This window comes from Clostridium aromativorans (assembly GCF_020908015.1).
GTDB lineage: Bacteria > Bacillota > Clostridia > Clostridiales > Clostridiaceae > Clostridium_B > Clostridium_B aromativorans.
This window is the reverse complement of the sequence record NZ_JAJJPB010000015.1, coordinates 37744-52059: the sequence shown is the minus strand read 5'-3', so window position 1 is coordinate 52059 and position 14316 is coordinate 37744. Positions and strand designations below refer to the sequence as shown.

The following is a 14316-nucleotide window of genomic DNA, read 5'->3' as shown; positions in this document are numbered from 1 at the left end:
AGTATGCAAGTTATATATAAATATATTTCATTTTAATGTATATTTTTTGTAATTGGTATTATGAATTTTCCAAAAAATACAAAAGCAATTCTCCCCGTTTATTTTGCACATTTTTTAAAACATCTGATGGCCAATTATAAAACCCTTTTCCACTTTTACATCCCAATTCTCCAATTTCAACTTTGTTTTTAAGCAAATGAGATGGTTCAGTTGAACTGCAGAGATCCTTAAGCAAATATGCAGATACGGAATTTATTACATCAAGCCCTGCTAGATCAGCAGTACGTATTGGACCTGTAATTGGCAATCTTCTCCCCAATCCATACTCAATAGCTCTATCAACTTCTTCAGGCCTAGCCCAACCCTGTTCCACTATAAATAAAGCTTCCCTCAATAAAGCATGTTGAAGTCTATTTCCGATAAATCCCAGACATTCTTTTTCCATAGGAATGGCCTTATTGCCTATGAACTCAACCCATTCAATAGTCCTAACAATTGTTTCCTTTGATGTTTTTTTACCAGGTACTACTTCCACAAGCGGAATCAATTGAGGGGGGTTCCAAAAATGCGCGACCACTATTCTTTCAGGATGTACTGTATATTTAGCTATATCTGTTGGTAAAAGTCCAGATGTACAAGTTGCTAAAATTACATTTGAGGGGCATATTTCATCTAAGACTTTAAAAAAATACTGTTTCAATTTTATATTTTCGGCTAAACACTCAATTATCAGATCAGCATTTTGAGCTGCTTTTTGAATTGTTTTAACTCCCCTTATGTCATTTATAATTTTTTTACACTGCATTTCTGATAATTTCCCTTCGTTTTTCCAAAAATTTAAACTTGATTCTATATTTTTGAATCCTCTGTATAAACTCATGTCAGATCTGCCATAAATGGTTACTTTAAGTCCAGCTGTGGCACAAAGCAATGCTATGCCAGGTCCCATGGTTCCAGTACCTAATACAGACACTTTTTTAATATTCATATTCATCATCATTCCTTTCAACATAGTTTTATTTGAACATGGAGAACCAAAAACATGCATATCAAAAACATTGAATTAAATATCACTTATTACCGTACCAGTGTTGCCGCATAATGCTTCCTTAAGTTTTTCAAGAGATGTTATTATAGCTCTTTTCCCCCTTTTTGACTCTGCAAACATGACAGCCGCCTTTACCTTAGGCAGCATTGAACCTGGTGCAAACTGTCCTTCTTTCATATATCTACAGGCATCTTGAACACTCATTGCCGATATATTTTTCTGGTTTTTTTTATTGAAATTTATCGCAACTTTCTCAACAGCAGTTAATATAAGCAGTATATCTGCATCAATTATTTCAGCTACCTTCTCTGATGCATAATCCTTATCAATCACTGCAGCAACCCCCTCAAGACTGGTGTCATCTTTCTCAATCACAGGAATCCCTCCACCACCTACAGTGATTACGATATGCCCTGCACTAACAAGCGTTTTAATTACTTCTTCCTCTACAATAGTTTTTGGAAGCGGAGAGGGTACAACCCTTCTCCATCCCCTTCCCGCATCCTCTTTCATCAAATAATTCATTTTGGACATCATCATTTCAGCCTGTTTTTGTGTAAAAAATGAACCTATAGGTTTTGTCGGGTTCTTAAATGCTTCATCATCTTTATCTACAATCACCTGGGTAATTACTGTTGCTACCTGATTGCTCATTCCCCTTCTCTTTAATTCCTTTTTCAGTGCCTGCTGAAGATGGTAGCCAATATATCCCTGACTCATAGCTCCACATTCCTGAAAGGGCATTACACCTTTTGACCTATCAGCTAAAGCTGCAATTTCATAAGTTGCAATAATCTGACCTATCTGAGGACCATTTCCGTGAGTAACAACAATTTCATTGCCCTCTTCAAAAAGATCTACAATAGATTTTGCCGTCTTATAACAGGCTTTAAGCTGAGATTCTGCTGAATTATCCTTAGGATCTGCCTGAAGTGCATTCCCTCCTAAAGCTACCACTATCCTTGACATACAAGATTCCTCCATTTTCATTATTTAATCCAATTCCCTAAACTCCAATATGAACATCAGAAGTCGTTATATCAGATTTTATTTCATATTTTTCATTCATTATTCCAAGCTTGCCCAATACATAGAAAATGATTGACAGTATAACTCCGACAACAGCTGCAAATGCCATTCCCTTTAACTGCACTGTTCCAATATTTACACTGGCTCCGCTTACACCAACTACAAAAGTAATTGCGCCTAAAACCATGTTGTAGTTTATGCTGAAATCAACCTTTGATTCTACAAACATTCTAATACCTTGAACTGCTATTATCCCATACAGCAGCATAGTGATTCCGCCCATAACAGGTTCTGGAATAGCCTGTATTGCAGCTGCTATTTTACCTATGCATGAAAATATTATTGCAAATATGGCAGCTCCCCTTATTACCCATACAGAATAAACCCGCGTAATTGCCATTACGCCTATATTTTCTCCATAAGTGGTATTTGGTGTTGAACCTGTAAACCCTGAAATAACATTACTAATACCATCTCCAAGAAGTGAACGGTAAAGTCCGGGATCCACCAGTAAATTTGAGCCAGTTATCTTGCCGGTGACTATCAGATGGCTTATGTGTTCTGCAAACACAACTATACAGGCGGGAGCGATTATAAAAATTGCACTCCAGTCAAATACGGGAGCCTGAAACTTAGGAAGTGAAAACCAATTTGCATCTGCAATGATCTTTGTATCCACCATTCCCATAATAAAGGCAAGAATATAGCCTGAAACTACAGCAATTAAAATTGGTATAACCTGTGCAAATCCTCTGAATATAACGGAGCCAAATATTCCTACCGCCAGAGTGAATAGAGCTACAAAAATGACTTTTGGATCAGCTACATAAGGTTGAACAACTTTTCCTACTGCCGTAGCAGCAGGAGCAAGACCTGATTGAATTGCTGCATTTGGAGCAAGCTCAAGCCCAATTACTGCAACAACTGCACCCATAACAGCAGGAGGCATGACAACGTCAATCCACTTTATTCCAAACTTTTTTACAATATAGGACATCAATATGAAAAACAGTCCAAAGAAAATGAATCCTGATTGTGCATGACTGAAACCACCAAAAGATGTGATAATTAAAATAGTAGGTGATATGAACGCAAAACTTGAGCCTAAATATGCTGGAATTCCACTTTTGGTTACGTAGGAGTAAATCAATGTACCAATACCATTCATCAAAAGACAGATTGCAGGGTTTACTCCAAGAATTAGCGGTACAAGAATGGTAGCACCAAACATAGCCGTCAGATGTTGAAAACTAAGTGGTATAGTTTCAACAATGGGTAGTTTCTCATGAATTCCTACAACACGTTTCATAAATTTTATTCTCCTCCTTAAATAATTTTATTTAACGCCTCGTATACTTTATCTGCTGAAAAAGGCGTTTCAAAAAGATCAACTCCTGTTGCATCCGCAATCGCATTTCCAATGGCAGAGGTTACTGAGATCATAGGGTGTTCTGCGCAACCTCTAGCACCATAAGGCCCATCAAGCTGCGGCGTCTCTATAAAATGTACTTTAACAAGTTCAGGCAAATCCTTCATTGTAGGTATTTTGTAATCTACAAAACTCCTGGTCAAAAGTCTGCCTTGAGAATCATATTTGAGGGTTTCGTATAAAGCTGTACCTATTCCCTGAACAATCCCGCCAACTACCTGCCCTTTTACCAGCATTTTATTTATAATGTGCCCAAGATCTATAGCGGTTATTACTTTTAAAATCTTTATATCCCCGGTATTAGAATCCACTTCTATTTCAAAGGCATGTGCACCATATGTCCAATCAAGAGCCGGCCTGCCCTGACCAGTATCTTTATCAAGAATTGTCAATCCCTGTGCTATATATTTACCCCTGCCTATGAGTGGACCACCTATGCCATTCCCATTTGGATAAGTATAGCCTACTGCTATTTCTTTATAAGACACTTTATTTTCTGGAAACTGCTTTACATACACACATTCATCACCAAGTGCAAGATCCCTTTTCGAAGCACGAAGAACAATCGCTCCTACATCAAAAATTTGCTCTTCAATATCATCACAAGCTTGAAGTACAGCATTTCCTCCCAATATGGTCATTCTGCTTGCCACAGTTTGCCAATCATAGGTTGCTGAGTCCGTATTTGTTTTAAACACTGCATGAACTTTTTCTATCGGCACATGCAATCTTTGGGCTATCATCTGACTCATAGCTGTATATGCACCCTGGCCCATATCTATTCCAGCCACATTAAACCTAACGGAACCATCTTCATTCATCTGAATCAAAGCGGAAGTAGCTGCATTACTTGGCATGGCAGGTGCCTTATGAAGTACTGCTATACCTTTGCCCCTATATATACCAGTTTTCTTCTCAAATGCTTTTTCGGCTTCCGTCTTACTCCTTCCCCATTCTATATCCTCAGCAACAGTTTTTAAACATTTGATAACGTTTCCAGATTGTTCATAAATAGGTTCTCCTGTTATGGTTTTAGAGCCAGGTCTTAACAGATTTTTCAATCTAAATTCCAATGAGTCCATTTTCAATTTTTTTGCTACAAGCTCCATCTGACGTTCTATTGCCCAAAAAATTTCAGCATGCCCAAATCCCCTATAAGCTGTACCAAAAATATGATTTGTATAAACAGTATAAGAATCAAGTTTAACATTTTCTATTTCATAAGGACCTGCACCCGAATACCCAGTTGCCCTTGTTATATTTACTCCATAATCTGCATATGCTCCTGCATCCCATAAATATTCAATTTCTTCAGCTACAATTTTGCCATTTTTCTTAACACCTGTTCTGAGCTTTGCAGTAAGACCCTGCCTGCAGGGAAGAGTCGATATTTCTTCTTCTCTCGTTGCAACAAATTTCACCGGTTTCCCTTTAGCAGCCTTTGAAAGAAGTGCAACCAGTGGTTCCAGATGAATACCTGCTTTGCCTCCAAAACCTCCTCCTACATAAGGTACGGTAACATCGATATTTTGAATTGGAATTCCCAGTGCCACACTGAACAGATTGCGAAGCGTATATGGGGATTGAGCACTACTCCAAATCTTTATTTTATCTCCAGTTCCCCATCTTGCTATAACCGCATGTGTTTCAAGGGGAACATGCAAAATCTGCGGAACTTTAAATTTATTTTCAACTATCAGATCTGATTCATCAAATCCCTTTTCAATATTTCCCTTTCTGAGCTTAAAATGATTTGCTATATTTGTATCAGCTTCCGGGAAAAACACATCCGGAATTGTCTTATAATTTTTTAGATCCGGGTGAATCAATATGGAACCGGGCTTTACGGCTTCTTCTACATCAAGCATTACTGGCAAAGACTCATATTCAACTTCAATGAGATTCACAGCTTTTTCAGCAATATCCAAACTCACAGCTGCAACGGCCGCAACAGCTTCTCCAAAGTATCTCACTTTATCTACTGCCAAAATAGATTTATCTACAATATAGATTCCAAGCTTTTGATAAGCTTGTTTGCCAGTCAACACTGCTTTTACCCCCGGTAAACTTCTTGCCCTGCTCACATCAATGTTTTTAATCAATGCATGGGCATAGGGGCTGGTTTTGAGCTTAGCATACAACATGCCTTTGGAGCTCATATCCTGTACATACTGCGCTTCCCCTGTAACTTTTTCGATACCATCTACTCTGGGTATACTATTCCCCACATAATTGAAATTCATAATTATTCACCTTCCCCTGCAGCAGCTTCGACAGACTCTATGATGTCCTCATATCCGGTGCACCTGCACAGATTTCCCTGTAACGTTTCTTTTATCTCATCTCTGCTGGGATGTGGGTTTTTCATAAGCAGTGCTTTGGCCGACATAATCATCCCAGGAGTACAAAATCCGCACTGAAGACCATTATGCTTTATAAAAGATTTTTGTAATTTTGATAACTCTCCAGATTTTGCTTCACCTTCAATGGTTTGGACTTCTCCTTCCGCAGCTTCCAGTGCCATAACACAACAGGAATTTACGGCTTTACCATTCAAAATAACCGTACATGCACCACATTCACCTGCATCACAACCTTCCTTAGTACCTGTAAGCCCTAATTTTTCACGCAAAAACCAAAGCAGAGTACTATTTGACGGCACTTCTTCAAAAACCTCATCTTCATTTACATACAAATGCAATTTCTCCATATAATTATCTTCCCCCCTTCAGTTCATCAACTATTTTACAGGTTAAGTATCGAGCCATTGCAATTCTGTACTCCTTAGTAGCTCTTACATCACCAATGGGCTTAATTCTGTTTATGACAGCCTCTGCTATTTTATTTCTGTATTCTGTAAAATTTGATACTTTGAAATTTTCTGTATATTCTATCAAAACTGGTGTAATTGCCACTGCACCAAGAGACAATTTTAAATTTCCATCTTTCCTCAAATAACCTGCTGCACTTATCTGTGAAAGATCGTGACCTTTTATTCTTGACCTTTTAATAAATCTGCCCTTTCCCTGAATTGGTGGATAAATTACTTTGACAACCATCTCATTTTCTTTTAAAACATTTTTCTTTACTCCTGTAAAAAAATCTTTTAGCAATACCTCTCTATGTCCATTTACTGATGATATACAGGCTCTTCCTTCAAGTACAAGTGAGGCTGGAAGCATATCCCCTCCTGGTGATGAATTGCATATATTTCCAACTAATGTCGCTCTATTCCTAATCAGTGTATTCGCAAGAACTTTAGCTGCATCAATTAATATTTGATAATCTGAACTTATGTCATGACAATCTATAATTTCATTTAGCGTCACCGCAGAACCTATGGTAAGTCCAATTCCACCATTGTAGGAGATACTATGAAGTTCTTCAATCCCCTTAATATCAACAAGATACTTGCAATGGATAGAATTATTTCTCAATACGATTATTACATCCGTTCCTCCAGCTAGAATTTTTGCCTCACTTCCATACATATTCATCAATTTTAAAACCTGTTGTAAAGTCTCAGGTCTAATGTATTGAAAATCCTGCAATTAAATCCCCCCAATCAATATGAATGTATATTTAATGCCCCTAAAGCATTTTATAATTACAATCAATCATACAACCTGCATCTTTAGGGGCATTTCACAAATCCTACATAACTCTTATCAACATTTTATTTAGCTTCTTTAAAAATAAATCCACAACAATTTTTATTGACACTCTCTTTAACAACTCCCACAGTTGAAATAAGTTTCATGCCAATTACAGGATTTCCAACCTCCAATTGGCCTGTCACCTTAAGTCCATTTTTAAATTCAGCAACTCCAAAATACAAATAGGGCTTCATATAACCTTCTGGAAGGTTGTATACTTTCGTATAGGTCAAAAGTTTTGCATCTCCCTCAAGGGGTATCTTCTCAAATGTTCTGTTACCACACTTTTTGCATACATAATGCTTAGGATGGTGGAGTTTTCCACATGCTGTGCATCTGTAGGCATACATTTTTTCACCCATAATTACTCCCCCTCCTTTGTCACTATAGTAGCCACAACATTATTTCCAAAACCGCCAAAATTTACTGCAAGTCCTGTCTTCGCACCTTTTACCTGACGTCCATCCGCTTCACCCCTCAGTTGTTTAACCAATTCCACAACTTGAGAAACACCTGTAGCTCCAAGTGGGTGTCCTTTAGCCTTTAATCCTCCGGAAGTATTAATTGGAATTTTACCATTTATCTTGGTTTCGCCATTTCTGGCCGCAATATGTCCTTCTCCCCTCTTAAAAAATCCAACTTCTTCAGATTCAACAATTTCTAATATCTGAAATGCATCGTGAAGTTCAGCCACATCAATATCCTCAGGCCCTAAATCCGCCATCTCATAAGCCTTCTGTGCAGCTAGTCTCACTGCCAGCAGATCTGTAGGCACTTCCCTTTCGGCCATGGCATGTGTATCAGTGGCTTGACCAATTCCAGCAATTTTTACCGGTTTTTTTGCAAACCTATCTGACTTATCCATAGCACACAGAAGAACTGCTGCTGCACCATCAGATACTGGACACACTGAATACAATCTGAGTGGAGAGGCCACATATGGATTTACTATCCCCGCATCTTCATCCTCTGTAATCGCATATAGATTTGGCACCGTATGAATATGGGCTACTGGATTGTGCAGTGCATTTTCGTGATTTTTTACAGAGACAACGGCCAAATCCTTTTCTGTTATCCCATATTTTTCCATGTATAACCTTGTAAACATCCCTGCAAGCGATGGTAAAGTTATACCATAATCATATTCTGCTTCCGGATGAAGCATTGTAGCAACAAAATCAGTGCTCTCCCATCCACTGACAACTCTCATCATCTCTCCACCCACAACTAAAACCGCATCGCACATACCGCTGGCAATTGCCATATATCCCAATTTTATTGCTGAAGCACCTGATGCCGGACCATTCTCAACAGTTTCTGCCATAGCTGGCCTTAAATTCAATGTGTCTACAAGCGCAGATGCAACACCACATTGCTTGTTTAAAATACCAGCTCCCATTGTAGCTACAAAAACCTGATCTATCCCATGTTCTCCCTCTACAGTTCTTACCCCGGCATCATCAAGAGCCTGTACTGCTGCCATACACAGCATATCCATAAAGGTTCCCTCAGACATTTTCCCAAACTTTGTATGGCCTACTCCTACAATTCCTACTTCTCGCATCTTTTATACCCCGGAATCTGCGCATAGGTAATTGGGAGAATGGGATTTTCAGCAGCCTTAAGAAGTTCTTCTTTCACAGGCCTGCGTCCTGCTAATTTATCAGCTCTGTGTCTTTCCCAAAGAGCTCTTGTCAGCACGTACGTTGGCACACCTCCTAGTTCATGCCATATTTCAGGCCTTGACTCCAATTCGTATTCAATCATCCATCTTTTAAATCCGTTTGGACTTTCAGCTACTATCCAAACTTCTTCTTGATTTAAAATATCCAGATGATATTCCATTTTTGCTGCAAACAGCTGTGCGCCGATTCTAAGCCCCTGTTTTAAAGCCATGGTATGATATGACATCCCTACCTTCTCATCTACCATACGCCCATTTACAATTCCAACTATTATTCCATCTATCGTACCAATTAAACAGTACTCATTTTTAACTCTGTAGCGATAATATCCCAAAAGTTCTGCATACAATCTAGAAGCAACAATATCATAAAAATCTTTTTCCACTGTCATGAGAGGTTTAACTGCTTCTAAAATATGAGGTACCTCTTCTCTACTTATTTGACGAATTACCAGTTTATCTCCATTAGCCATGGAAATCACTTTAGGAGGATATGGTTTCATGGGTAATTCAACAGGTCTTAAGCTCTGTTCCATTTTGTCTACTATCATTTTCTATCATCCTTTCATATCATAATTTTATTTTGACAATTTACTCTGCATCAAAAGCCACTATTCGGCATATACATGATTCTCCGCCTTCAAATCTCCAAGGGAAACATCCAATTATCAACCTCTTTCCAAGCACCTTGTCTATATCTCCACCAAGATTTTCAGCATGTACAATATTATATGGGAAGAGATCATAGTGCATCAATTGATAGTCTTCATCCGGCCAAAAATCTTCAAGTCCCTTTCCATATTTAGATCTCAAGAATTTATCAGCCTTTTTTGCTTCCTTTGGAGCCCATTCGCGAATTTTGGTATTCATAGGATGATCTGCAGAGCCGCAGTCAACACCTATCCATTTAAATTTCATTTTTTTACACCAGTTTGCAAATTCCTTGGTTGGTCCTGGATGCCTCATCATAACTCTTTCTTCGTCAGCTTCAGGCTCATCCCATGCATATCTATGATATCCCGTATGAATGATAAGTATATCTCCCTTTCTTACATCTGCTCTATCCATAATATCTTTTGAAGTATAGATCCCATAATCTTCAGCTATATCGGATATATCAACAACTACTCCTGGTGCTACCAGTTCTTCCAGCGGAATTGCAGAAATATCTCTACCATGAGTGCAAAAATGCAATGAACCATCAAGATGAGTACCTACATGGTTTGAATGAGTCAGTACCTGCCCATTGGCACCATTTGAAGAAAGTCTTTTGAAAAATTTGATCTGCAGCGGCTCATAGGTTGGCCACGGTGGCGTCAAATGGCTTAACTTTTGAGTTAAATCATACATCTTTACTGATTTAAAGGAATCAATAATATTCATAATATAACCTCCATTTATAATAAATTGTATTTATTGATAAAAAATTTTAAAGCGTCTTCAAAACATTTCATAGGCGGATTTACCACGCCTGCTCCAATTTGACCAACACCTGCTTTATTGCTGGCAATGCCTGTATTTATTACCGGCAGTATTCCTGTTTCTATAACCTTCCTCATATCTATTCCAGTAGGAGTTCCCCTGAAATTGATGCCGGGTATTTTATAGGCATTATTCTCTGCATATGTTATTTCATACATGGTATTTGTATAATTAACGGCATCCTTTGGAGTACCGCCAACAAATTGTACAATTGCAGGCGCTGCTGCCATAGCAAAACCACCTATACCTGCTGTCTCAGTTATACAGCTGTCCCCAAGATCCGGGTTGGCATCTTTTTCGTCAAATCCTGGAAAGTACAATCCCTGTACCATTTCACAGGGGGCTGTAAACCACTCTTTACCCGTACCAACCATTCTGATTCCAAAATCTGTTCCATTTCTTGACATTGTATACAATATGGTGCAGTATTCAATACCTTCCAGTGGATCAAGGCTGCATTTGCAGGCAGGCATTGAAATATTCAAGAAAAAATGATCATTTTTATCTATAAAAGTCAATACCTCTTCTTTTTGCTTGTCTGAAAAATCCGTCCTCACAACAGCTGGTGCAATCTCTCTAAACAAAAGCGATGTGGCAGCTTTATTTCTATTGTGACCTTCATCCCCCATTTGAAGGAATTGGGCAAATATTGTCTTTAAATCTATGCTCCCCTTTATCTCAAGAGCTTGTTTAAGAACAGGTGCAAGATAATTCTGCATCCAATACAGTCTATCAAGTACTTCCTTTCCATAAGCTCCAAATCTCAATACTTTTCCCAATCCTTCATTGAATGTACAATAGGCATAGTTTCCAAATGTTTTATTCTGCACAATCCAAACCGGCATGGAGTAAGTAACTACACCTGCCATAGGCCCTACTGCCGAATGATGATGGCATGGTTCAAAATTTAATTCACCAGACAATACCATTTTTATGGCTTCATCTTTATTGCTGGCCAATTTTTCATAAATCAGCCCGCCAATTATGGCTCCTTTAAGTGGTTCACTCATTCTATCCCAGGTTATAGGTGGTCCTGCATGAAGTATGGTTTTCTTAGTCATTCCAGGTATAACCTCTCCAGCCATACCTACACCTACAAGAACTGGTTGGGCGGACAATAATCTATCCACGGCTTCACCATTGGCTTTTTCTATTTTATCAACCACTTTTTCATCCTCCAGCATGGAAAGCCACCTACTTGCCTTGCTTGGTGGTTTCCAATCGACCTGGATACATGGTACATGTTGACTTTTCAAATCATTATAGAAAGATTCCAGTCCCAAATTAATTGCCTTAATATCTTGTTTAAATAATTTATTAACTGCAGTCAAACCAATCACTTCCATTCATAATATTATTTAATTCAACTTCTTCATCAATTTTGCACAGAATCTGACAGCTTGAGCATTTGAAGGCATAACTATAACACCAGCCTTTTCTAATTTTTCCTTCTGTTCTTTAAAATTCTGCGGATCAGCTTCCGTACCACAGACATATCCAACTACACAAAGGTATTTGCCTCTGCTTCGTGCATTTTTCTTTGCCTCAATAATTTGTGGAAGCATTTCTCCCGCTGGATCAACATGGCATCCATAACCTATAACAAAATCCATCAATATAATTGCCACTTCCCCGTCATGGGCTTCTTCTGGCAATCTTTCCACTCTTCCCATAGGATCAATCATAGGATGAGGCCTTCCTACAGTAAAATCGTCATCTCCTAAATCAATACAGGTGTTTTTTTCACTTTTCGATATGTCCTTAAGCCTGTAATCCTGGGAGAGAGGTATATTTGAATACATCGCATACCCTTCTTTATCAAGAAGCTTCATGGCCTCATCTGCTAAAGTGCCTCCTGTATACAATGCCCTTATATATTTTTGCTCACTGTCAAATTTCAAGGATTCTCTTTCTACCAATGCATCTATTTCATTTTTCGTCTGTGTAAATCCTGTATAGTCAAGGACAGGATTTCCCTTAGACAGCGCCACAGCTTTATGAGCTGCATCCTCCAGGCTAACACAACTGTAAGCCCCATGAGATTCAATTTCTTCTCTGTCCCCGCCTATAAAATCAACTACCACAGATTTATTTGCACTGCCTATCATATTTAATATTTTTTCATAAACTTCCAAATCAGGCGGTTTTGAAATCAAAACTATTACCTTTGTATCCGGATCATCTATCAATGCTTTAAATCCCTCTATCATCATGATCCCACCTACAGCACTTTTTAAATCTCTTCCGCCCGTTCCAATGACCTGAGATACACCTCCTCCCAGTCTGTCAATAAGTACAGTGACCTCCTGAGTACCTGTTCCAGAGGCTCCTACAATTCCTATATCCCCTTTTCTAACCACATTTGCAAAACACAGTGGAACATGGTTTATTATTGCAGTACCACAATCAGGTCCCATTACGAGCAGCCCTTTATCTCTGGCAAATTTTTTCAATTCTATCTCGTCTTCCATTGAAACATTATCACTAAACAGCATTACATTCAGTCCATTTTTTAAAGCCCTTCTCGCTTCATCTGCGGCATATTCCCCTGGGAGAGAAATAATTGCCAAATTTGCATCTTTCATATGCTTGATAGCGCTTTTCAAAGTCTTAGGCTTATATTCATCTTCACCCCCTGGTTCTTCCTTCTTGAAATTCAAAAGTTCATCTACCTTATTTATGATGTTTTCATAAGCATTATCCTCTTCTTCGTCTACCAATGCGGCAATAAAAAAATCATTGGGAGTTAAATTCTTTACATCCGCATTACTTAATTTTAAATTGTCTGCCAGATCCTTATTGAGATCTGTTCCCATACCCACAATTATTTCATTTACATAGGGTAGTTTTTTTATTTCTTTGGTGATAACCATTAGGGCTACAGAATCATAATAAGTATTTTTTCTAATATCTACACAAAGTTTCATTCAAGCAAACCCTCCTATATTTTTTCTATACACTATATCTGTCAACATTTTGCTTCCTACATAAATTCCAAGAGCAGTATCTGTTCCTGAAGTTTCTCCGTAATCAATTGTATTTATAAGTGATGAAACAATCGCTTTCTTATCGTTGCAAGTTATAAGTGACGTCAAAAGCTTTCTGACCGCCTCATTTGTTTCTCCTACAGCAGAATGTTTCAACATTTCCCTGCTTACTCTTGTAGTCTTATTTAGCCCCTGGCTGATGATTTTTCTATTCAAATTACATATCCTTGAAAAATTTAAATTATAATAATTTCCAAAATATATAAGAGAAATCATAAGTCCGCTGATAAAATCATCCATTGCCGGAGTCAATCCGGGGCCGTATCCAATAACATTCTCTCCTCTTTGCATTAGCTGCTGCCCATCACCTTCTAATAAACCTTTAATAAATTCTATAAACTTGAATCTAATAAATTCAAAAGCCTTGTTATAAGAATATATACAAAAATGTTTAAGCTGCAGTTCAGGTAATTCATCACTTAATACAGTCATCAGCCATCCAATTCCATAAAATTTGCCATACACACTGAGTCCATCTTCCAGCACTTTTATATTTGCTAAAATTTCCTTTTCTGTGCATTTTGAAGATTTTATTAAAACCCCTGGGAACCATCTCCTTGCAGTATTCAACTCAATAAATATATTTTTCTCATTATTATAGATAACGTTTTCACCAAAGACAAATTTGAATCCTTTCTTCACTCCAAGTTCCATGAAATTAACTTTCCCTTGATTTTCCACCAGGATGCTCATAGGCGCCATATTTTTGCTGCCCCTAAGCAGTGTAACAAGTCCCTTTGGGGTTTCAATATTACATGCACTTTTAAATACAGAATGAACTTTACCTTCCACTATTTCTTCATTCATCAATGCATTCAGTAAATTTTCGCATATCATAAGTGCCTTCATATCATCAATCCTTTTTTATATTATACATGTATAATTCTAAATCTTTATCTTTCTAATAATATATTAACATGTTTAATTCTGTATAGCTTTAT

At 37.9% G+C, this 14316-nt stretch carries 13 protein-coding genes; all 13 read right to left on the bottom strand.

Annotated features, from left to right (window positions below; all coding sequences use genetic code 11):
- Positions 1 to 58: 58 nt before the first annotated feature.
- The gene (locus tag LN736_RS11960) at positions 59 to 988 is read right to left on the bottom strand and encodes a 3-hydroxyacyl-CoA dehydrogenase family protein (protein WP_229981603.1); all 930 of its coding nucleotides are present in this window, start codon (positions 986 to 988) and stop codon (positions 59 to 61) included.
- Positions 989 to 1063: 75 nt separating this feature from the next.
- Positions 1064 to 2017 carry a carbamate kinase gene (arcC, locus tag LN736_RS11955; RefSeq protein ID WP_229981602.1) on the bottom strand — a complete coding sequence of 318 codons (954 nt, stop codon included), beginning with the start codon at positions 2015 to 2017 and terminating at the stop codon, positions 1064 to 1066.
- A gap of 37 nt (positions 2018 to 2054) precedes the next feature.
- On the bottom strand, positions 2055 to 3386 hold the full coding sequence (gene uraA, locus LN736_RS11950) for a uracil permease (RefSeq protein ID WP_229981601.1): 1332 nt from the start codon (positions 3384 to 3386) through the stop codon (positions 2055 to 2057).
- 17 nt (positions 3387 to 3403) lie between these two features.
- Positions 3404 to 5749, bottom strand: a complete 2346-nt coding sequence (locus LN736_RS11945; protein WP_229981600.1) for a xanthine dehydrogenase family protein molybdopterin-binding subunit — start codon at positions 5747 to 5749, stop codon at positions 3404 to 3406.
- A gap of 2 nt (positions 5750 to 5751) precedes the next feature.
- Positions 5752 to 6216 (bottom strand): (2Fe-2S)-binding protein, encoded by a 465-nt coding sequence (locus LN736_RS11940; protein ID WP_229981599.1) that lies wholly within the window; start codon positions 6214 to 6216, stop codon positions 5752 to 5754.
- 4 nt (positions 6217 to 6220) lie between these two features.
- Positions 6221 to 7057 (bottom strand): FAD binding domain-containing protein, encoded by an 837-nt coding sequence (locus LN736_RS11935; protein ID WP_229981598.1) that lies wholly within the window; start codon positions 7055 to 7057, stop codon positions 6221 to 6223.
- A 125-nt stretch (positions 7058 to 7182) separates the two neighbouring features.
- On the bottom strand, positions 7183 to 7524 hold the full coding sequence (locus tag LN736_RS11930; protein ID WP_150355687.1) for a Zn-ribbon domain-containing OB-fold protein: 342 nt from the start codon (positions 7522 to 7524) through the stop codon (positions 7183 to 7185).
- Positions 7525 to 7526: 2 nt separating this feature from the next.
- The gene (locus LN736_RS11925; RefSeq protein WP_229981597.1) at positions 7527 to 8726 is read right to left on the bottom strand and encodes a thiolase C-terminal domain-containing protein; all 1200 of its coding nucleotides are present in this window, start codon (positions 8724 to 8726) and stop codon (positions 7527 to 7529) included.
- Entirely contained in the window at positions 8714 to 9397 is a 684-nt protein-coding gene (locus LN736_RS11920; protein WP_229981596.1) for a hypothetical protein, read from the bottom strand. Before LN736_RS11920 ends, LN736_RS11925 begins: the two co-directional genes overlap by 13 nt.
- Before the next feature lie 40 nt (positions 9398 to 9437).
- On the bottom strand, positions 9438 to 10229 hold the full coding sequence (locus tag LN736_RS11915; protein ID WP_150355690.1) for a cyclase family protein: 792 nt from the start codon (positions 10227 to 10229) through the stop codon (positions 9438 to 9440).
- A 14-nt stretch (positions 10230 to 10243) separates the two neighbouring features.
- Entirely contained in the window at positions 10244 to 11659 is a 1416-nt protein-coding gene (locus LN736_RS11910) for a YlbE family protein (RefSeq protein WP_150355691.1), read from the bottom strand.
- 27 nt (positions 11660 to 11686) lie between these two features.
- Positions 11687 to 13255, bottom strand: coding sequence for an acyl-CoA synthetase FdrA (fdrA, locus tag LN736_RS11905; protein ID WP_229981595.1), 1569 nt, complete (start codon positions 13253 to 13255; stop codon positions 11687 to 11689).
- On the bottom strand, positions 13256 to 14224 hold the full coding sequence (locus LN736_RS11900; RefSeq protein WP_229981594.1) for a DUF2877 domain-containing protein: 969 nt from the start codon (positions 14222 to 14224) through the stop codon (positions 13256 to 13258).
- Between the last annotated feature and the right edge of the window lie 92 nt (positions 14225 to 14316).

Coding starts and splice junctions, on each gene's coding strand:
- LN736_RS11960 (WP_229981603.1), bottom strand. CDS start 988: ATGAATATTAAAAAAGTGTCTGTATTAGGTACTGGAACCATGGGACCT.
- arcC (WP_229981602.1), bottom strand. CDS start 2,017: ATGTCAAGGATAGTGGTAGCTTTAGGAGGGAATGCACTTCAGGCAGAT.
- uraA (WP_229981601.1), bottom strand. CDS start 3,386: ATGAAACGTGTTGTAGGAATTCATGAGAAACTACCCATTGTTGAAACT.
- LN736_RS11945 (WP_229981600.1), bottom strand. CDS start 5,749: ATGAATTTCAATTATGTGGGGAATAGTATACCCAGAGTAGATGGTATC.
- LN736_RS11940 (WP_229981599.1), bottom strand. CDS start 6,216: ATGGAGAAATTGCATTTGTATGTAAATGAAGATGAGGTTTTTGAAGAA.
- LN736_RS11930 (WP_150355687.1), bottom strand. CDS start 7,524: ATGGGTGAAAAAATGTATGCCTACAGATGCACAGCATGTGGAAAACTC.
- LN736_RS11925 (WP_229981597.1), bottom strand. CDS start 8,726: ATGCGAGAAGTAGGAATTGTAGGAGTAGGCCATACAAAGTTTGGGAAA.
- LN736_RS11920 (WP_229981596.1), bottom strand. CDS start 9,397: ATGATAGTAGACAAAATGGAACAGAGCTTAAGACCTGTTGAATTACCC.
- LN736_RS11915 (WP_150355690.1), bottom strand. CDS start 10,229: ATGAATATTATTGATTCCTTTAAATCAGTAAAGATGTATGATTTAACT.
- fdrA (WP_229981595.1), bottom strand. CDS start 13,255: ATGAAACTTTGTGTAGATATTAGAAAAAATACTTATTATGATTCTGTA.
- LN736_RS11900 (WP_229981594.1), bottom strand. CDS start 14,224: ATGAAGGCACTTATGATATGCGAAAATTTACTGAATGCATTGATGAAT.